Here is a 19,399-nt window from a genome sequence, read left to right as displayed (position 1 = left end):
GCGCCCCCTCGGGGGGCAGCAAGCCGAAGGCGCAGTGTGGGGGCTTTCATTAACCCGGGGAGCCGGTTCCGTCAGGAATCGGCGCAATCACCCGACAGGAGCATCGCATGGCGAAGAAAATCGTCGGCTTCATCAAGCTGCAAGTGCCAGCTGGTAAGGCCAATCCCTCTCCCCCGATCGGTCCGGCGCTGGGTCAGCGCGGTCTGAACATCATGGAATTCTGCAAGGCGTTCAACGCCAAGACCCAGGGCATGGAGCCCGGTCTGCCGATTCCCGTGGTGATCACCGCCTTCGCCGACAAGAGCTTCACGTTCATCATGAAGACTCCGCCGGCCACGATCCTGATCAAGAAGGCCGCGAACGTCCAGAAGGGCTCCGCGACGCCCAACTCGGCCAAGGTCGGCACGCTGACGCGCGCCCAGGCCGAGGAAATCGCCAAGACCAAGCAGCCCGACCTGACGGCGGCCGACCTGGACGCCGCTGTGCGGACCATCGCCGGCAGCGCCCGCAGCATGGGCATCGACGTGGAAGGAGTCGTCTGATCATGGCTAAGCTGAGCAAACGCGCCGCCGCCATCGCGGCCAAGATCGATCGCACCAAGCTGTATCCGGTGGCCGAAGCCATCGCGCTGGTCAAGGAAACCGCCACGGCCAAGTTCGACGAGTCCATCGACGTCGCCGTGCAACTGGGCATCGACCCCAAGAAGTCCGACCAGCTGGTTCGCGGCTCCGTGGTGCTGCCCGCCGGTACCGGCAAGACCGTGCGCGTCGCCGTCTTCGCCCAGGGCGAAAAGGCCGAGGCCGCCAAGGCCGCCGGCGCCGACATCGTCGGCCTGGACGATCTGGCCGCCAGCATCAAGGCCGGCAACATCGACTTCGACGTGGTCATCGCCTCGCCCGACACGATGCGTGTCGTCGGCGCCCTGGGTCAGGTCCTGGGCCCCCGCGGCCTGATGCCGAACCCCAAGGTCGGCACCGTCACGCCCGACGTCGCCACCGCCGTCAAGAACGCCAAGGCCGGCCAGGTGCAGTACCGCACCGACAAGGCGGGGATCATCCACGCCACCATCGGCCGCGCGTCTTTTGACGTCGAAAAGCTGCAGACCAATCTGGCCGCGCTGATCGATGCCCTGAACAAGGCCCGCCCCACGGCGGCCAAGGGTATCTATCTGCGCAAGGTCGCCGTGTCCTCCACCATGGGTGGCGGCGCGCGCGTCGAGGTTGCATCGCTGGCCGCTTGAGGCCGGTCCACAGAACTTTGGGCTGCGCCCGTTCCTCGGATCGGGCGCCGCTGTCAAAGACCGCTGGAGCCGATCGCCCCTGGCGTGACGCTTAATCCCGGGCCGTATCGCCGGATCCAGCGTAGACGGCGCCCAGGAAGAATTCATTCATGAACTCGACCAGGCGCGCCGCATTCGGTTGATGCCGGGGGGTTTCCCCGGCGTCGTTAGATGGAGTGTTCAACCATGAGTCTCAATCGCCAAGAAAAGGCGGTCGTCATCGAGGAAGTCTCGGCCGAAGTCGGTCGCGCCCAATCGATCATCGTCGCCGAGTACCGTGGTCTGGACGTCGCCTCCGTAACCGTATTGCGCAAGACTGCGCGTGAATCGGGCGTGTACCTGCGCGTGTTGAAGAACACGCTGGTGCGCCGCGCGCTGGCCGGCACCCCCTTCGAGGGGCTGTCCGCCCAGCTCACCGGTCCGCTGATCTACGGGATCAGCGCCGACCCGGTGGCGGCCGCCAAGGTACTGGCCGATTTCGCGAAAAGCAATGACAAGCTGGTCATCACAGGCGGGGCCCTGCCCAACAGCCTGCTGAACCAGGATGGCGTGAAGGCCTTGGCCACCATGCCGTCCCGCGAGGAACTGCTGTCGAAGCTGCTGGGCACCATGCAGGCGCCCATCGCTCAGTTTGTGCGTACGCTCAACGAAGTGCCCACGAAGTTCGTGCGCGGCCTGGCGGCCGTGCGCGACCAGAAGCAGGCCGCGTAAGCGGTCCGCCGGTATCCCTTCGTTGCTGGAAGCGACAACCAAACCTGGCTTATTCAAAATCATCTGGAGTTCTTAAAAAATGGCAACTAAAGCTGAAATCCTGGACGCGATCGCCGCCATGAGCGTGCTCGAACTGTCCGAGCTGATCAAGGAAATGGAAGAGAAGTTCGGCGTGTCCGCCGCCGCGGCCGCTGTCGCCGTGGCTGCCGCCCCGGCCGCCGGTGGCGCTGCCGCCGCCGCTGAAGAGCAGACCGAGTTCACGGTCGTCCTGGCCGAAGTCGGCGCCAACAAGGTCAACGTCATCAAGGCCGTGCGCGAAATCACCGGCCTGGGCCTGAAGGAAGCCAAGGACCTGGTCGACGGCGCTCCGAAGCCCGTCAAGGAAGGCGCGGACAAGGCGACCGCCGAAGACGCGAAGAAGAAGCTGGAAGAAGCCGGCGCCAAGGTCGAACTCAAGTAAGACCTCATCGCCGCGCCCGGGAAGCCCGGGGAAGCGTCGGAGACCCGTTTCGGGCCCGTCCGGCGCTTTCCAAAGCCTCCCGGGCTTTTGCGTTTCCAGAAAACCCGCGTTCGATGCCCCGCCGCATCACGCCGAGCCGGGTTTTCCGGAGTCGTAAACCATGGCCGTGGTTGACGGCCTAAGCAACCCTCGAGTCGGAGTGCTCATGCCTTATTCGTACACCGAAAAGAAGCGCATACGCAAAAGCTTCGCCAAGCGCGAGGACGTCCAGGACGTCCCCTACCTGCTGGCGACGCAGCTGCAATCGTTCAAGACCTTCCTGCAGTCGGACGTCCCCCCGTCCAAGCGCAAGGAGGAAGGACTGCAGGCGGCCTTCAATTCGATATTTCCGATCGTCAGCCACAATCAGATGGCGCGGCTGGAATTCGTCAGCTACGTGCTGGGCACCCCCGTGTTCGACGTCAAGGAATGCCAGCAGCGCGGCCTGACCTACGCGTCGCCGCTGCGCGCCAAGGTGCGCCTGGTGCTGATGGACCGCGAAGTCAGCAAGCCCACGGTCAAGGAAGTCAAGGAGCAGGAAGTCTACATGGGCGAGATCCCGCTCATGACGGACACCGGCTCCTTCGTCATCAACGGCACCGAGCGGGTCATCGTGTCCCAGTTGCACCGTTCGCCCGGCGTGTTCTTCGAGCATGACCGCGGCAAGACCCACAGCTCGGGCAAGCTGCTGTTCTCCGCGCGCGTGATTCCCTACCGCGGCTCGTGGCTGGACTTCGAGTTCGATCCCAAGGACATCCTGTTCTTCCGCATCGACCGCCGTCGCAAGATGCCGGTGACGATCCTGCTGAAGGCCATCGGCATGACGCCGGAAGCCATCCTGGCTTATTTCTCCAGCTTCGATCACATCGCCCTCCACCAGGAAGGCGGCATGCTCGAGTTCGTGTCCGAGCGCTGGAAGGGCGAGATCGCGCGCTTCGACATCGCCGACAAGAAGGGCAACGTCATCGTCGAGAAGGACAAGCGCATCAATGCCAAGCACCTGCGCGACCTGACCGCCGCCAAGGTGGACCACATCTCGGTGCCCGAGGACTTCCTGCTGGGCCGCGTCCTGGCCAAGAACGTCGTCAACCCGGATACCGGCGAAGTCCTGGCGCAGGCCAACGACGAAGTCACCGAATCCCTGCTGGCCGAATTCCGCGCGGCGGGCATCCGCGACATCGAGACGCTCTACATCAACGAGCTGAACGAAGGCGCCTATATCTCCCAGACCCTGCGCACCGACGACACCGCCGACCAGATGGCCGCGCGCGTGGCCATCTACCGCATGATGCGTCCCGGCGAGCCGCCCACCGAGGAAGCCGTCGAGGCCCTGTTCCAGCGCCTGTTCTACTCCGAGGAAACCTACGACCTGTCGCGCGTCGGCCGGATGAAGGTCAACAGCCGCCTGGGCCGCGACGCCGGCAACACCGGCCCGCTGACCCTGACCGACGAGGACATCCTCGACACCATCAAGCTGCTGGTGGAATTGCGCAACGGCCGCGGCCAGATCGACGATATCGACCACCTGGGCAACCGCCGCGTGCGTTGCGTGGGCGAACTGGCCGAGAACCAGTTCCGCGCCGGGCTGGTGCGCGTCGAGCGCGCCGTCAAGGAACGTCTGGGCCAGGCCGAGACCGAAAACCTGATGCCGCACGACCTGATCAATTCCAAGCCGATCTCGGCCGCGATCAAGGAGTTCTTCGGTTCCAGCCAACTGTCCCAGTTCATGGACCAGACCAACCCGCTGTCGGAAATCACGCACAAGCGGCGCGTGTCGGCCCTGGGACCGGGCGGCCTGACGCGCGAGCGTGCGGGCTTCGAGGTCCGCGACGTGCACCCGACCCACTACGGCCGCGTCTGCCCGATCGAGACGCCCGAAGGCCCGAACATCGGCCTGATCAACTCGCTGGCTCTGTACGCGCGCCTGAACGAGTACGGTTTCCTTGAAACGCCCTATCGCAAGATCATCGACGGCAAGGTTTCCGATCAGATCGAATACCTGTCGGCCATCGAGGAGAGCAAGTACGTCATCGCCCAGGCCAACGCCGTGCTGGACGAGGAAGGCCGTTTCGTCGACGACCTGGTCGCCTGCCGCGAGGCCGGCGAGACCATGCTGACCGCTCCGGCCAACGTACACTATATGGACGTCGCGCCGTCCCAGATCGTGTCGGTCGCCGCCTCGCTGATTCCGTTCCTGGAACACGACGACGCCAACCGGGCCCTGATGGGCGCCAACATGCAGCGCCAGGCCGTGCCCTGCCTGCGGCCTGAAAAGCCGCTGGTCGGCACCGGCATCGAGCGCACCGTGGCGGTGGACTCGGGCACGACCGTGCAGGCCGTGCGCGGCGGGGTCGTGGACTTCATCGACGCCGAGCGCGTCGTGATCCGCGTGAACGACGACGAGAATGTCGCCGGCGAAGTCGGCGTGGACATCTACAACCTGAAGAAGTACACCCGCTCCAACCAGAACACCAACATCAACCAGCGGCCCATCGTGTCGCGCGGCGATCTGGTGGCGCGCGGCGACGTGCTGGCCGACGGCGCTTCCAGCGACCTGGGCGAGCTGGCCCTGGGGCAGAACATGCTGATCGCGTTCATGCCCTGGAACGGCTACAACTTCGAGGACTCGGTGCTGATCTCCGAGCGCGTCGTCGCCGACGACCGCTACACTTCGATCCACATCGAAGAGCTGACCGTGGTCGCCCGCGACACCAAGCTCGGACCCGAGGAAATCACGCGCGACATCTCCAATCTGGCCGAGATCCAGCTCAACCGTCTGGACGACTCCGGGATCGTGCACATCGGCGCGGAAGTGCGCGCCGACGATGTGCTGGTCGGCAAGGTCACGCCCAAGGGCGAGACCCAGCTCACGCCGGAGGAAAAACTGCTGCGCGCGATCTTCGGCGAGAAGGCCTCCGACGTGAAGGACACTTCGCTGCGCGTGCCTTCCGGCATGGTCGGCACCGTCATCGACGTGCAGGTCTTCACCCGCGAGGGCATCGAACGCGACAAGCGCGCCCAGTCCATCATCGACGATGAACTGCGCCGCTACCGCCAGGACCTGAACGACCAGTTGCGCATCGTCGAGAACGACGCCTTCGACCGTCTGCGCAAGACCCTGATCGGCAAGACCGTCAACGGCGGCCCGCGCAAGCTGGCCAAGAACACCGCGCTGTCGGCCGAGTACCTGGACGATCTGGACCGCTGGCAGTGGTTCGACATCCGCCTGGCCGACGAGGAAGCCGCCGTCGCCCTGGAACAGGTCAAGGATGCTCTGGAACAGAAGCGCCACCAGTTCGACCTGGCCTTCGAGGAAAAGCGCAAGAAGCTCACGCAGGGCGACGAGCTGCCTCCGGGCGTGCTGAAGATGATCAAGGTCTACCTGGCCGTCAAGCGCCGCCTGCAGCCCGGCGACAAGATGGCCGGCCGCCACGGCAACAAGGGCGTGGTCTCGCGGATCACCCCGGTCGAGGACATGCCGCACATGGCCGACGGTACTCCCGTGGACATCGTGCTCAACCCGCTGGGCGTGCCTTCGCGGATGAACATCGGCCAGGTGCTGGAAGTCCATCTGGGCTGGGCCGCCAAGGGCCTGGGTCAGCGTGTCGCCGACATGCTCGACAAGGAACGCGGCATCCAGGTCAAGGCCGTGCGCAAGACGCTGGAAACCATCTACAACGCCTGCGGCGGCTCGGTGAAGCTCGAACAGCTGACCGACGACGAGGTCCTGTCGCTGGCCGACAACCTGCGCCGCGGGGTGCCCCTGGCCACGCCGGTGTTCGACGGCGCGACCGAGGAAGACATCACCCGCATGCTGGAAATCGCCTATCCGGACGATGTCGCCGAGCGCCTGAAGCTCACCAGCGGCCGCACCCAGGCCTGGCTGACCGACGGCCGCACCGGCGAGCAGTTCGAGCGTCCCGTGACCGTGGGCTACATGCACTTCCTGAAGCTGCATCACCTGGTGGACGACAAGATGCACGCGCGCTCCACCGGCCCGTACTCGCTGGTGACCCAACAGCCGCTGGGCGGAAAGGCCCAGTTCGGCGGCCAGCGTTTCGGGGAAATGGAAGTCTGGGCGCTGGAAGCCTACGGCGCGTCCTACACCCTGCAGGAAATGCTGACGGTGAAGTCCGACGACATCACAGGCCGGACCAAGGTCTACGAGAACATCGTCAAGGGCGATCACGTGATCGACGCGGGCATGCCCGAATCGTTCAACGTGCTGGTCAAGGAAATTCGATCCCTGTCCCTGGACATGGATCTGGAGCGTAAATAATGAAAGCGCTACTCGATCTCTTCAAGCAAGTCTCCCAGGACGAGCAATTCGACGCCATCAAGATCGGCATCGCATCGCCGGAAAAGATCCGTTCGTGGTCCTTCGGCGAAGTCCGCAAGCCCGAGACCATCAACTACCGCACCTTCAAGCCCGAGCGCGACGGCCTGTTCTGCGCCAAGATCTTCGGGCCGATCAAGGACTACGAGTGCCTGTGCGGCAAGTACAAGCGCCTGAAGCACCGCGGCGTGATCTGCGAGAAGTGCGGCGTCGAAGTCACCGTGGCCAAGGTGCGCCGCGAGCGCATGGGCCACATCGAGCTGGCCAGCCCGGTGGCGCACATCTGGTTCCTGAAGTCCCTGCCCTCGCGTCTGGGCATGGTGCTGGACATGACGCTGCGCGACATCGAGCGCGTGCTCTACTTCGAAGCCTGGTGCGTGATCGAGCCGGGCATGACGCCGCTCAAGCGCGGCCAGATCATGTCCGACGACGATTACCTGGCCAAGACCGAGGAATACGGCGATGACTTCCATGCCCTGATGGGCGCGGAGGCCGTGCGCGAACTGCTGCGCAACATCGATATCGATTCCGAGGTCGAAAAACTGCGCGCGGAACTGAAGGCCACCGGCTCCGACGCCAAGATCAAGAAGATCTCCAAGCGCCTGAAGGTTCTGGAAGGCTTCCAGAAGTCCGGCATCAAGCCCGACTGGATGATCATGGAAGTGCTGCCGGTGCTGCCGCCGGACCTGCGTCCTCTGGTGCCGCTGGATGGCGGACGTTTCGCCACGTCCGACCTGAACGACCTGTACCGCCGCGTCATCAACCGCAATAACCGCCTCAAGCGTCTGCTGGAACTGAAGGCGCCCGACATCATCCTGCGCAACGAAAAGCGCATGCTGCAGGAAGCCGTCGACTCGTTGCTGGACAACGGCCGTCGCGGCAAGGCCATGACCGGCGCCAACAAGCGCCAGCTCAAGTCCCTGGCCGACATGATCAAGGGCAAGAGCGGCCGCTTCCGCCAGAACCTGCTGGGCAAGCGCGTCGACTATTCCGGCCGTTCCGTGATCGTGGTGGGTCCGCAGCTGCGCCTGCACCAGTGCGGCCTGCCCAAGCTGATGGCGCTGGAACTGTTCAAGCCCTTCATCTTCAACCGCCTGGAAATGATGGGCCTGGCGACCACCATCAAGGCGGCCAAGAAACTGGTCGAGAGTCAGGAGCCGGTGGTCTGGGACATCCTCGAAGATGTCATCCGCGAACACCCGGTGATGCTCAACCGCGCGCCCACGCTGCACCGCCTGGGCATCCAGGCCTTCGAGCCGCAACTGATCGAAGGCAAGGCCATCCAGCTGCACCCGCTGGTCTGCGCGGCCTTCAACGCCGACTTCGACGGCGACCAGATGGCCGTGCACGTGCCCCTGTCGCTGGAAGCCCAGCTGGAAGCCCGCACCCTGATGCTGGCCTCCAACAATGTCCTGTTCCCGGCCAACGGCGAACCCGCCATCGTGCCGTCCCAGGACATCGTGCTGGGCCTGTACTATGCCACTCGCGAACGCGTCAACGGCAAGGGCGAAGGCATGTTCCTGGCCGATCTGGCCGAGGTTCAGCGCGCCTACGACAACCACGAAGTCGAACTGCAGACACGCATCACCACCCGTCTGCCGGAATATGTCAAGGACGAGAACGACGAATGGAAGGCCGTGGTCGGCCGCTTCCAGACCACCGTGGGCCGCGCCCTGCTGTCCGAGATTCTGCCCATGGGCCTGCCCTTCGCCGTGCTGAACAAGGCGCTGAAGAAGAAGGAGATCTCGCGCCTGATCAACATGTCGTACCGCCGCTGCGGCCTGCGCGCCACGGTGATCTTCGCCGACAAGCTGATGCAGTCGGGCTTCCGCCTGGCCACGCGCGGCGGCGTGTCGATCGCCATGGGCGACATGATCGTGCCCGACGTCAAGAACGAAATCCTTGCCCAGGCCTCGAAGGAGGTCAAGGAAATCGACAAGCAATATTCCTCCGGTCTGGTCACGGCCCAGGAACGCTACAACAACGTAGTGGATATCTGGGGCAAGGCCGGTGACCGCGTCGGCAAGGCCATGATGGAGCAGCTTTCCACCGAGCCGGTCATCGACCGCCACGGCAAGGACGCCCGCCAGGAATCGTTCAACTCCATCTACATGATGGCCGACTCCGGAGCCCGGGGTTCCGCCGCCCAGATCCGCCAGTTGGCGGGGATGCGCGGGCTGATGGCCAAGCCCGACGGCTCCATCATCGAAACCCCCATCACGGCGAACTTCCGTGAAGGCCTGAACGTGCTGCAGTACTTCATCTCGACCCACGGCGCGCGCAAGGGCCTGGCCGACACCGCCCTGAAGACCGCCAACTCGGGTTACCTGACCCGCCGCCTGGTGGACGTGACCCAGGATCTGGTGATCACCGAAGACGATTGCGGCACCACCCACGGCTATGTGATGAAGGCCCTGGTCGAGGGCGGCGAGGTCATCGAACCGCTGCGCGACCGCGTGCTGGGCCGCGTGGCGGCCGTGGATGTCGTCAATCCCGACACCCAGGAAACCCTGATCCCGGCCGGCACCCTGCTGGACGAGAATCTGGTCGAACTGCTCGACGAAGTGGGCGTGGACGAGGTCAAGATCCGCACTCCGCTCACCTGCGAGACCCGTCACGGCCTGTGCGCGCATTGCTATGGCCGCGACCTGGGCCGCGGCTCGCTGGTCAGCAAGGGCGAGGCCGTCGGCGTCATCGCGGCCCAGTCCATCGGCGAACCCGGCACGCAGCTGACGATGCGGACCTTCCACATCGGCGGCGCCGCCTCGCGTTCGGCCATGGCGAGCTCGGTCGAGACCAAGTCCGCCGGCACGGTGGGCTTCGCCATCGGCCTGCGCTATCTGACCAACGCCAAGGGCGACCGTATCGCTGTGTCCCGTTCCGGCGAGATCGTCATCTATGACGACAACCGCCGCGAGCGCGAACGTCATAAGGTTCCCTATGGCGCCACCATCGCCGTGGGCGACGGCGATGTCGTCAAGGCCGGCGCCAAGCTGGCCACCTGGGATCCGCTGACGCGTCCCATCGTGTCCGAATACACCGGCACGATCCGCTTCGCCAACATCGAGGAAGGCGTCACGGTGGCCCGCCAGGTGGACGAGATCACCGGTCTGTCCACGCTGGTCGTCATCACGCCCAAGACGCGCGGCACCAAGGGCGCCGCCGCCCGCCCGCAGATCCTGCTGCTCGACGAGCAGGGCCAGGAAATCAAGGTGGCCGGCACCGATCACGCGGTGGCGATCTCGCTGCCCGTGGGCGCGCTGATCACCGTGCGCGACGGCCAGGCCGTGGGCGTGGGCGACTTCCTCGCCCGGATTCCGCAGGAATCCCAGAAGACCCGCGACATCACCGGCGGTCTGCCGCGCGTGGCCGAGCTGTTCGAGGCCCGTTCGCCCAAGGACGCCGGCATGCTGGCCGAAGTCACCGGCACGGTCTCCTTCGGCAAGGACACCAAGGGCAAGCAGCGCCTGGTCATCACCGACATGGACGGCGTCAGCCACGAGTTCCTGATTTCCAAGGAAAAGCAGGTGCTGGTGCACGACGGCCAGGTGGTCAACAAGGGCGAGCTGATCGTCGACGGTCCGGCCGATCCGCACGATATCCTGCGCCTGCAGGGCATCGAGCCGCTGGCCTCCTACATCGTCAACGAGGTCCAGGACGTCTACCGTCTGCAGGGCGTGAAGATCAACGACAAGCACATCGAAGTGATCGTGCGCCAGATGCTGCGCCGCGTGAACATCAGCAACTCCGGCGACACCAGCTTCATCACCGGCGAGCAGGTCGAGCGCTCCGAACTGCTGAACGAGAACGACCGCATGGATGCCGAAGGCAAGATCCCGGCCACGTACGACAACGTGCTGCTGGGCATCACCAAGGCCTCCCTGTCGACGGATTCGTTCATCTCGGCGGCGTCCTTCCAGGAAACCACCCGCGTGCTGACCGAGGCCGCCATCATGGGCAAGCGCGACGAGCTGCGCGGCCTGAAGGAAAACGTCATCGTGGGCCGTCTGATTCCGGCCGGCACGGGCATGTCCTACCACATCGCCCGCCACGACAGGGAAGTCTTCGAGGCGGCCGAGCGCGCCGCGGCCCGCGAGCTGGCCAATCCGTTCGGGGAACCGTCGGAGATGGCCCATGTGGGTTCCGAGGACGTCCATCCGGACGTCGACACGGCGGCCGACGGCGCGGCACCGGCGCGGGATTGATCGCGACGGGCGGCCTTCCGGCCGCCCGCGACGCGTCATCAGGGCACCAGGCCCCGTCCTCGGAAGAGGACGGGGTTTTCTTCATCGCGCTCGACATGGGCGCATACCTGCAGGTGAAAGTCCTGCCGGAAGCTGGTCGCGACGAACGAGGCGAAGCGCAACCGCACGAGGGTGGCCGCATGCTTTATAGTCGAGAGTCTTCCTTGGACATCGCATGACTGATCTCTACGCCGTCATCGGCAATCCCATCGCTCAATCGAAGTCGCCGCTGTTGCATGCGGCGTTCGCCCGCCAGCTCGGCCACGACCTGCGCTATGAGGCCATCCTGGCCGAGCCGGACACGTTCCGCGCGACCGTCCTGGCCTTCGCCGCCGCCGGAGGGCGCGGCATGAATGTCACCGCGCCGTTCAAGCTGGCGGCGGCCGAGTTGGCGGATACCCTGACCGAGCGTGCGCGCGCGGCTGGGGCCGTCAACACGCTCAAGTTCGGTCCTGAAGGCATCCTGGGCGACAACACCGATGGCGTAGGACTGGTTGGCGACATCCAGGATCGGCTGGGTGTGTCCCTGGCCGGACGCCGGATTCTGGTCATTGGCGCGGGCGGTGCGGCGCGCGGTATCCTGCTGCCGCTCCTGCGGGCGCGGCCCGCCGATATTCTGGTGGTCAACCGCACCGCCGCCCGCGCCAGGGCCGTGGCGAGCGCGCTGGAATCCGTGGGTCGTATCCGGGGCGGATCGCTGGAGGCCGCCGGAGGGCGGGAATACGACGTGGTCATCCACGCGACCTCGGCCGGCTTGAACGAAGGGGAAGCGCCCGCTGTGGACTACCGTGTGGCGGCCGGCGGGCTGGCCTACGACCTGGCTTACGGGGAGGACACACCCTTCATGCGGCAGGCACGTGGTCGGGGCGCCGCCCTCGCGGTCGATGGTCTGGGCATGCTCGTCGGCCAGGCGGCCGAGTCCTATCGTGTCTGGCGCGGCGTGCTGCCTGATGTTCGTCCCGTCCTGGAGCAGATCAAACTGGCTTGAACCCATGGATGCGAACCGTCCCGCCCGGGTCTGGCTGGGGCCCCTGCTCATGTGCGTGGCCAGTCTGTTTTTTTCCGTCCTGGACACGGGCACCAAGTATCTGACGTCCGGCTACCCGGTGACCCAGATCGTCTGGGTGCGCTACATGGCCCAGGCGCTGGCTGTCTTCCTGATCTTCCAGCCGCGCATGGGGCGCAACCTGTTCCACGCGCGCCGGTACGGCATCCAGCTGTTTCGCGGCCTGTGCCTGTGCTGCGGCAGCGTGATGGTGATCAACGGCCTGGCGCGGCTGCCTCTGGCCGAGACCACGGCCATCGTCTTCATGGCACCGGTGCTCATCACACTGCTGTCCGGACTGGTGCTGAAGGAAAAGGCCCGCCGCCTGGACTGGGTCGCCGTGGCCTGCGGGTTCGCGGGGGTGCTGATCATCGCCCGGCCCGGCGGCGGCCTGCTGACCTGGGCCATCCTGTTCCCCTTGGGTTCCGCCATTTGCAATGCGTGCTACCAGCTCGTTACGCGCTCTTCCCGCAGTTCCGAGCACCCCGCCACCAGCAATCTGTACACCGGCCTGATCGGCGCGCTGGCCCTGACGCCCTGGGGCGTCACGACCTGGGCGTCCATGGCCTGGGGCGACCTGCTGCTGGTGATCGGTCTGGGCACGGTGGCCGCGCTGGGCCATCTGATCATGACTCATGCGCTGCTGCACGCGCCGGCCGCCACGCTGGGGCCATATGGCTACACCCAGATCTTCTGGGCCACCCTGTTGGGCTGGCTGGCCTTCTCGAGCGTGCCGGACGCCATGACCTGGCTGGGGATGCTGATCATTGCCGCGGGCGGCCTGCTGCTGTCGTCCGGACCCTTGCTGCGGCGCGGGGCCTCAGCCTGGCGTGGCTTCGTCCGCCATCGCTAGGGCCGCCCGCAGGCCCAGCAGGTAGCTGTCGGCACCGAAGCCGCAGATCTGGCCCCGCACCACGGGCGCCAGCACCGATTCGTGGCGGAAAGCTTCGCGCGCGTGGATGTTCGACATGTGCACTTCGATGACGGGGATTCGCAGGATGGCGATGGCGTCGCGGATACCGTAGCTGTAGTGCGTCCAGGCCCCGGCGTTGATCAGCACCGCGTCGGTGCCGTCGGTATGGGCCTGATGGATGCGCTCGACCAGCTCGCCTTCGTGGTTGGTCTGGAAGCAGGCGACCTTGGCGCCCAGCTCCCGGCCCAGCGCCTGCAGGTGCGCGTCGATCTGCGCCAGGGTGACCGAGCCGTACTGGGCCGGGTCGCGCTGGCCGAACATGTTCAGGTTGATGCCGTGCAGGACGAGAATATTCATGGGGGGCGATGGGCGTATGGAAATCACTTGGCATCATAACTGGTGCGGCAGTGCCTGGCTTCGTCCCGAAGGCTCGCGTGCCGGGATGGCAATAACTCTTTGCCCCATAAAAACAAATCATGCTACACTTCTTGGCTTGCTGGGTTAATGGCATCTGGTCACGGTATGCGCCGTCGATCTTGTGCCTGCCTTTCGTCCCGGCAACACCGAAGGCCAGCTGCCTTCGGTGAGCAAGCCATCGTGCAAGACCCGCTCTTTACGTCATTCGTTTCAGGCGGATTTTGCGCACATCGCCTGAAAATGCCCCCGCCGCGCGCCCTGCGCGGCCAAGCAGGCCCGGGCACTCTGAATATCGACGTAAAACGTACGCAAGTACAAAGGATGCGTAAAGGTCATGCCTACCATTGCTCAACTGCTGCGCAAGCCGCGCCAAGTCAGTCGCGAGAGCAGCAAGAGCCCGGCGCTGGAAAACTGCCCCCAGCGCCGCGGCGTCTGCACCCGTGTCTACACCACCACCCCGAAGAAGCCGAACTCCGCCCTGCGTAAGGTCGCCAAGGTGCGCCTGACCAACGGCTACGAGGTCATCTCCTACATCGGCGGCGAAGGCCACAATCTCCAGGAACACTCGGTGGTCCTGGTGCGCGGAGGCCGCGTGAAGGACCTTCCGGGCGTGCGCTACCACATCGTCCGCGGCTCCCTGGACCTGCAGGGCGTCAAGGATCGCAAGCAGGCCCGTTCCAAGTACGGCGCCAAGCGTCCCAAGAAGTAATCCCGCGCATCACAGCAGTATCCCGGCCTTTTTGACCGGACCGTGCAGCCGCAGCCATGGGGTTGCGGCACGTAAGTGGCTTTCCCGATGGAAGCCGTGGCCGCCCGGCGGCTCAACTGAATCGTCACAAGGAAACAGAAATGCCTCGTCGTCGCGAAGTACCGAAACGTGAAATTCTCCCCGATCCCAAATTTGGCAGTGTCGAGCTGGCCAAGTTCATGAACGTCGTCATGCTGTCCGGCAAGAAAGCCGTGGCGGAACGCATCGTGTACGGCGCCTTGGACCAGATCCAGGCCAAGACGGGCAAGGAACCCATCGAAGTCTTCAATACCGCCATCAACAACATCAAGCCGGTGGTCGAAGTCAAGTCCCGCCGCGTCGGCGGCGCCAACTACCAGGTGCCGGTCGAGGTGCGCCCCGTGCGCCGCCTGGCCCTGGCCATGCGCTGGCTGCGCGAAGCCGCGAAGAAGCGCGGCGAGAAGTCGATGGACCTGCGTCTGGCGGGTGAACTGATGGATGCCGCCGAAGGCCGCGGCGGCGCCATGAAGAAGCGCGAGGACACCCACAAGATGGCCGAGGCCAACAAGGCCTTCAGCCACTTCCGCTGGTAATCCAGCCGGTCAATCACCAGGAAATACATCATGGCCCGCAAAACTCCCATCGAGCGCTATCGCAACATCGGCATTTCCGCGCATATCGACGCAGGGAAGACCACCACCACCGAGCGCATCCTGTTCTACACCGGCGTCAATCACAAGATTGGCGAGGTCCATGAAGGCGCGGCCACCATGGACTGGATGGAGCAGGAACAGGAACGCGGCATCACCATCACCTCCGCGGCCACCACGGCCTTCTGGAGCGGGATGGAGCACCAGTACCCGGAACACCGCGTCAACATCATCGACACCCCGGGCCACGTCGACTTCACCATCGAAGTCGAACGTTCGATGCGCGTGCTCGACGGCGCCTGCATGGTGTATTGCGCCGTGGGTGGCGTGCAGCCGCAGTCCGAAACCGTGTGGCGCCAGGCCAACAAGTACGGCGTGCCCCGCCTGGCCTTCGTCAACAAGATGGACCGCACCGGCGCGAACTTCTTCAAGGTCTACGACCAGCTCAAGCTGCGCCTGAAGGCCAACCCCGTGCCCATCGTCATCCCGATCGGCGCCGAAGACAACTTCCAGGGCGTCATCGACCTGACCAAGATGAAGGCCATCATCTGGGACGAAGCTTCCCAGGGGACGAAGTTCGAGTATCACGAGATTCCGGCCGAACTCGCGGACAGTGCCGCCGAATGGCATGAAAAGCTGATGGAATCGGCCGCCGAGGCCAACGAGGAACTGATGAACAAGTACCTCGAAACCGGCTCGCTGACCGAACAGGAAATCGACCAGGGCATCCGCCTGCGCACGATCGCCTGCGAAATCCAGCCCATGCTGTGCGGCACCGCCTTCAAGAACAAGGGCGTTCAGCGCATGCTCGACGCCGTCATCGACTACCTGCCTTCTCCGGTGGACATCCCCCCGGTCCATGGCACCGACGACGAAGGCAACGAGATCAGCCGCAAGGCCGACGACAAGGAAAAGCTGTCCGCCCTGGCGTTCAAGCTGATGACCGACCCGTTCGTGGGCCAACTGACCTTCATCCGCGTGTACTCGGGCGTGCTGTCCTCCGGCGACACCGTGTACAACCCGATCAAGGGCAAGAAGGAACGCATCGGCCGCATTCTGCAGATGCACGCCAACAACCGCGCCGAAATCAAGGAAGTGGTGGCGGGCGACATCGCGGCCGTCGTGGGCCTGAAGGAAGTCACCACGGGCGAGACCCTGTGCGACGTGGGCGACCACATCCTGCTGGAAAAGATGGAATTCCCCGAGCCCGTGATTTCCCAGGCCGTGGAACCCAAGTCCAAGGCCGACCAGGAAAAGATGGGCATCGCCCTGCAGCGTCTGGCCGCCGAGGATCCGTCCTTCCGCGTGCGCAGCGACGAGGAATCCGGCCAGACCATCATCTCCGGGATGGGTGAACTCCACCTGGAAGTGCTGGTCGACCGCATGAAGCGTGAATTCAATGTCGAAGCCAACGTCGGCAAGCCCCAGGTGGCCTACCGCGAAACCATCCGCAAGACCTGCGAGGAAATCGAAGGCAAGTTCGTCAAGCAGTCCGGCGGACGCGGCCAGTACGGTCACGTCGTGCTCAAGCTCGAACCCCTGGAAGCGGGCGGCGGCTACGAGTTCGTCGACGCCATCAAGGGCGGCGTGGTGCCGCGCGAGTTCATCCCGGCGGTGGACAAGGGCATCCAGGAAACCCTGCCCGCGGGCGTGGTGGCCGGCTACCCGGTCGTGGACGTCAAGGTCACGCTGTTTTTCGGTTCGTACCACGATGTGGATTCGAACGAAAACGCGTTCCGCATGGCGGCCTCGATGGCGTTCAAGGACGGCATGCGCAAGGCCAATCCGGTCCTGCTCGAGCCGATGATGCACGTCGAAGTGGAAACCCCGGAAGACTACGCCGGCACGGTGATGGGCGACCTGTCGTCCCGCCGCGGCATGGTCCAGGGCATGGATGACATGGTCGGTGGCGGCAAGGTCATCAAGGCCGAGGTTCCCCTGGCCGAGATGTTCGGCTATGCGACCAGCCTGCGTTCGCAGACCCAGGGGCGCGCCACCTACACGATGGAATTCAAGCAGTACGCCGAGGCGCCGCGCAACGTCGCCGACGAAGTCATCGCCGCTCGCGGCAAGTAACGCACGGCCCGGCCGCCTGGCCGGGCAAACACTTTTCATTTCCTAGGAAATACGGGATATATCATGGCAAAAGGCAAGTTTGAACGGACCAAACCGCACGTGAACGTGGGTACGATCGGCCACGTTGACCACGGCAAGACGACGCTGACGGCGGCGATCACGACGGTGCTGGCCAAGGCGGGCGGTGGCGAGGCCAAGGGCTACGACCAGATCGACAACGCGCCGGAAGAGAAGGCTCGCGGGATCACGATCAACACCTCGCACGTGGAATACGAGACGGCGAACCGTCACTACGCGCACGTGGACTGCCCGGGTCACGCGGACTATGTGAAGAACATGATCACGGGCGCGGCGCAGATGGACGGCGCGATTCTGGTGGTGTCGGCCGCCGACGGTCCGATGCCGCAGACGCGCGAGCACATTTTGCTGGCGCGCCAGGTGGGCGTGCCCTACATCATCGTGTTTCTGAACAAGTGCGACATGGTCGATGACGAGGAGCTGCTGGAACTGGTCGAGATGGAAGTGCGCGAGCTGCTGTCCAAGTACGACTTCCCGGGCGATGACACGCCGATCGTGAAGGGTTCGGCCAAGCTGGCGCTGGAAGGCGACGAGGGTCCGCTGGGCGCGCAGGCGATCATGCAGCTGGCCGCGGCGCTGGACAGCTACATTCCGACGCCGGAGCGCGCGGTTGACGGCACGTTCCTGATGCCTGTGGAAGACGTGTTCTCGATCTCGGGGCGTGGCACGGTGGTGACCGGCCGTATCGAGCGCGGGATCGTGAAGGTCGGCGAGGAAATCGAGATTGTGGGGATCCACGACACGGCCAAGACGACGTGCACGGGCGTGGAGATGTTCCGCAAGCTGCTGGACCAGGGCCAGGCGGGCGATAACGTGGGGATTTTGCTGCGCGGCACCAAGCGCGAGGAAGTCGAGCGCGGCCAGGTGCTGGCCAAGCCCGGCTCGATTCACCCGCACACGAACTTCACGGCTGAGGTGTACATTCTGTCGAAGGAAGAGGGTGGACGCCACACGCCGTTTTTCAAGGGGTACCGTCCGCAGTTTTACTTCCGCACGACGGACGTGACCGGGACGATCGAGCTGCCGGCCGACAAGGAGATGGTGCTGCCGGGCGACAACGTGTCGATGACGGTGAACCTGATTGCGCCGATCGCCATGGAAGAGGGCCTGCGCTTTGCCATCCGCGAGGGTGGCCGTACCGTGGGTGCCGGCGTCGTCGCCAAAATCATCAAGTAATTGATGGACCGGCGGGGGGAGCGCCCCCCGCCCCTCTCGTTCTTTAGGGATTCCCATGAAAAGCCAGAAAATCCGTATCCGCCTGAAGGCGTTCGACTACAAGCTGATCGACCAGTCCGCCGCCGAGATCGTCGATACGGCCAAGCGCACCGGCGCCGTGGTTCGCGGTCCCGTGCCGCTGCCCACGCGCATCCGCCGTTACGACGTGCTGCGCTCGCCGCACGTCAACAAGACCTCGCGCGACCAGTTCGAGATGCGTACTCACCAGCGCCTGATGGACATCGTCGATCCCACCGACAAGACCGTGGACGCCCTGATGCGTCTGGACCTGCCGGCCGGCGTGGACGTCGAGATCGCTCTGCAGTAATCATTCCGCTTGGGCCGCCCGCACGGGTCCTTCCGGATCGAACCGCCCTGTCATCTAGGCAGGGCGGTTTTTTCATGTTAGAATCAAGGGCTTCGTCGTCCATTTTGCTTTTGTGGGCGGCAAGACAAGCAGCCCCGGCCAATCGCAGTCGGGATCGAAAACTGTGGGGAAACACCCCCCGGAGAAAACAATGTCGAATTCGACACCTACGCCCGCCGCCTGGCGGCTCGGGCTCGTGGGGCGCAAGGTTGGCATGACCCGCATCTTTACCGAGGAAGGCGTATCCATCCCGGTCACGGTGCTGGACGTGTCCAACAACCGCGTCGCCCAGGTCAAGACGCCTGAAATCGACGGCTATGCGGCGGTCCAGCTCGCCTACGGCGAGCGTCGCGCTTCCCGCGTGACCAAGGCCGAGGCCGGCCACTACGCCAAGGCCGGCATCGAAGCCGGCTCCATCCTGAAGGAATTCCGCCTGGATCCCGTCCGCGCCGCCGAATTCACGGCCGGCACCGTGGTCGCCGTGGAGTCCGTGTTCGAGGTCGGCCAGCAGGTCGACGTCACCGGCACCACCATCGGCAAGGGCTTCGCGGGCACGATCAAGCGCCACCACTTCGGTTCTCAGCGCGCTTCGCATGGCAACTCGCGGTCGCACCGCGTGCCGGGCTCCATCGGCCAGGCCCAGGATCCGGGCCGCATCTTTCCCGGCAAGAAAATGTCCGGTCACCTGGGTGATGCCACCCGCACCGTCCAGAACCTGGACGTCGTGCGCGTGGACGCCGAGCGCGGCCTGCTGCTGGTGAAGGGCGCCGTCCCCGGCCACAAGAACGCCGACATCGTCGTGCGCCCCGCCGTCAAGGCGACGCCCAAGAAAGGAGCCTAAT

Annotated in this window: 16 protein-coding genes; 14 read left to right on the top strand and 2 right to left on the bottom strand. The window is 64.8% G+C overall.

The features are described 5' to 3' along the window. Positions 1-107 precede the first annotated feature (107 nt). Together rplK and rplA are read left to right on the top strand one after the other, a co-directional pair. Positions 108-542: a 50S ribosomal protein L11 gene (gene rplK, locus ACTPOE_RS12210; protein WP_458872422.1), complete on the top strand. Its 435-nt coding sequence runs from the start codon at positions 108-110 to the stop codon at positions 540-542. A 2-nt stretch (positions 543-544) separates the two neighbouring features. After that, on the top strand, positions 545-1,240 hold the full coding sequence (gene rplA / locus ACTPOE_RS12205) for a 50S ribosomal protein L1 (protein ID WP_458872421.1): 696 nt from the start codon (positions 545-547) through the stop codon (positions 1,238-1,240). A 91-nt stretch (positions 1,241-1,331) separates the two neighbouring features. Here the strand turns inward: rplA and ACTPOE_RS12200 are convergent, their stop codons facing one another. Beyond that, a complete protein-coding gene (locus ACTPOE_RS12200; protein ID WP_458872420.1) occupies positions 1,332-1,463 on the bottom strand; it encodes a hypothetical protein in 132 nt (43 codons plus the stop codon). Between the two features lie 2 nt (positions 1,464-1,465). On the opposite strand from ACTPOE_RS12200, the gene rplJ reads away from it, so the two are divergent. The 6 genes from rplJ (at position 1,466) to ACTPOE_RS12170 (ending at position 12,967) form a co-directional block, all read left to right on the top strand. Then, the gene (gene rplJ / locus ACTPOE_RS12195) at positions 1,466-1,990 is read left to right on the top strand and encodes a 50S ribosomal protein L10 (RefSeq protein ID WP_458872419.1); all 525 of its coding nucleotides are present in this window, start codon (positions 1,466-1,468) and stop codon (positions 1,988-1,990) included. A gap of 79 nt (positions 1,991-2,069) precedes the next feature. Continuing rightward, positions 2,070-2,450 (top strand): 50S ribosomal protein L7/L12, encoded by a 381-nt coding sequence (gene rplL, locus ACTPOE_RS12190; RefSeq protein WP_269356120.1) that lies wholly within the window; start codon positions 2,070-2,072, stop codon positions 2,448-2,450. A 205-nt stretch (positions 2,451-2,655) separates the two neighbouring features. Continuing rightward, positions 2,656-6,768: a DNA-directed RNA polymerase subunit beta gene (gene rpoB, locus ACTPOE_RS12185; RefSeq protein ID WP_458872418.1), complete on the top strand. Its 4,113-nt coding sequence runs from the start codon at positions 2,656-2,658 to the stop codon at positions 6,766-6,768. Continuing rightward, positions 6,768-11,030 (top strand): DNA-directed RNA polymerase subunit beta', encoded by a 4,263-nt coding sequence (gene rpoC, locus ACTPOE_RS12180; RefSeq protein WP_458872417.1) that lies wholly within the window; start codon positions 6,768-6,770, stop codon positions 11,028-11,030. Before rpoB ends, rpoC begins: the two co-directional genes overlap by 1 nt. A 214-nt stretch (positions 11,031-11,244) precedes the next feature. After that, positions 11,245-12,057: a shikimate dehydrogenase gene (gene aroE, locus ACTPOE_RS12175; protein WP_458872416.1), complete on the top strand. Its 813-nt coding sequence runs from the start codon at positions 11,245-11,247 to the stop codon at positions 12,055-12,057. A gap of 4 nt (positions 12,058-12,061) precedes the next feature. Further along, entirely contained in the window at positions 12,062-12,967 is a 906-nt protein-coding gene (locus ACTPOE_RS12170; RefSeq protein ID WP_458872415.1) for a DMT family transporter, read from the top strand. On the opposite strand, the gene aroQ is transcribed toward ACTPOE_RS12170, so the two are convergent. Next, positions 12,935-13,384 (bottom strand): type II 3-dehydroquinate dehydratase, encoded by a 450-nt coding sequence (gene aroQ, locus ACTPOE_RS12165; RefSeq protein WP_458872414.1) that lies wholly within the window; start codon positions 13,382-13,384, stop codon positions 12,935-12,937. The two genes, ACTPOE_RS12170 and aroQ, sit on opposite strands and share 33 nt — an antisense overlap. Positions 13,385-13,778: 394 nt before the next feature. Here aroQ and rpsL point away from each other — a divergent pair, with 394 nt between their 5' ends. The 6 genes from rpsL to rplC all read left to right on the top strand — a co-directional run bounded on the left by rpsL (position 13,779) and on the right by rplC (position 19,398). Then, on the top strand, positions 13,779-14,153 hold the full coding sequence (rpsL, locus tag ACTPOE_RS12160) for a 30S ribosomal protein S12 (protein WP_320348442.1): 375 nt from the start codon (positions 13,779-13,781) through the stop codon (positions 14,151-14,153). 140 nt (positions 14,154-14,293) lie between these two features. Continuing rightward, entirely contained in the window at positions 14,294-14,764 is a 471-nt protein-coding gene (gene rpsG / locus ACTPOE_RS12155; protein ID WP_269356106.1) for a 30S ribosomal protein S7, read from the top strand. 30 nt (positions 14,765-14,794) lie between these two features. Next, positions 14,795-16,897 (top strand): elongation factor G, encoded by a 2,103-nt coding sequence (gene fusA, locus ACTPOE_RS12150; protein WP_458872413.1) that lies wholly within the window; start codon positions 14,795-14,797, stop codon positions 16,895-16,897. A gap of 63 nt (positions 16,898-16,960) precedes the next feature. After that, a complete protein-coding gene (gene tuf, locus ACTPOE_RS12145) occupies positions 16,961-18,151 on the top strand; it encodes an elongation factor Tu (protein WP_458872412.1) in 1,191 nt (396 codons plus the stop codon). Positions 18,152-18,206: 55 nt separating this feature from the next. After that, complete coding sequence (gene rpsJ, locus ACTPOE_RS12140; protein WP_043679008.1) at positions 18,207-18,518, top strand: 30S ribosomal protein S10; 312 nt, start codon at positions 18,207-18,209, stop codon at positions 18,516-18,518. Between the two features lie 190 nt (positions 18,519-18,708). Beyond that, positions 18,709-19,398, top strand: coding sequence for a 50S ribosomal protein L3 (rplC, locus tag ACTPOE_RS12135; protein ID WP_458872411.1), 690 nt, complete (start codon positions 18,709-18,711; stop codon positions 19,396-19,398). Position 19,399: the final 1 nt, after the last annotated feature.

The organism is Castellaniella sp. WN (assembly GCF_054457555.1).
This window is presented reverse-complemented; position numbering and strand designations above follow the sequence as displayed.

Bases quoted from the DNA above. Each gene is read 5' to 3' on its own strand.
- rplK (WP_458872422.1), top strand. From the start codon at position 108: ATGGCGAAGAAAATCGTCGGCTTCATCAAGCTGCAAGTGCCAGCTGGT.
- rplA (WP_458872421.1), top strand. From the start codon at position 545: ATGGCTAAGCTGAGCAAACGCGCCGCCGCCATCGCGGCCAAGATCGAT.
- rplJ (WP_458872419.1), top strand. From the start codon at position 1,466: ATGAGTCTCAATCGCCAAGAAAAGGCGGTCGTCATCGAGGAAGTCTCG.
- rplL (WP_269356120.1), top strand. From the start codon at position 2,070: ATGGCAACTAAAGCTGAAATCCTGGACGCGATCGCCGCCATGAGCGTG.
- rpoB (WP_458872418.1), top strand. From the start codon at position 2,656: ATGCCTTATTCGTACACCGAAAAGAAGCGCATACGCAAAAGCTTCGCC.
- rpoC (WP_458872417.1), top strand. From the start codon at position 6,768: ATGAAAGCGCTACTCGATCTCTTCAAGCAAGTCTCCCAGGACGAGCAA.
- aroE (WP_458872416.1), top strand. From the start codon at position 11,245: ATGACTGATCTCTACGCCGTCATCGGCAATCCCATCGCTCAATCGAAG.
- ACTPOE_RS12170 (WP_458872415.1), top strand. From the start codon at position 12,062: ATGGATGCGAACCGTCCCGCCCGGGTCTGGCTGGGGCCCCTGCTCATG.
- aroQ (WP_458872414.1), bottom strand. From the start codon at position 13,384: ATGAATATTCTCGTCCTGCACGGCATCAACCTGAACATGTTCGGCCAG.
- rpsL (WP_320348442.1), top strand. From the start codon at position 13,779: ATGCCTACCATTGCTCAACTGCTGCGCAAGCCGCGCCAAGTCAGTCGC.
- rpsG (WP_269356106.1), top strand. From the start codon at position 14,294: ATGCCTCGTCGTCGCGAAGTACCGAAACGTGAAATTCTCCCCGATCCC.
- fusA (WP_458872413.1), top strand. From the start codon at position 14,795: ATGGCCCGCAAAACTCCCATCGAGCGCTATCGCAACATCGGCATTTCC.
- tuf (WP_458872412.1), top strand. From the start codon at position 16,961: ATGGCAAAAGGCAAGTTTGAACGGACCAAACCGCACGTGAACGTGGGT.
- rpsJ (WP_043679008.1), top strand. From the start codon at position 18,207: ATGAAAAGCCAGAAAATCCGTATCCGCCTGAAGGCGTTCGACTACAAG.
- rplC (WP_458872411.1), top strand. From the start codon at position 18,709: ATGTCGAATTCGACACCTACGCCCGCCGCCTGGCGGCTCGGGCTCGTG.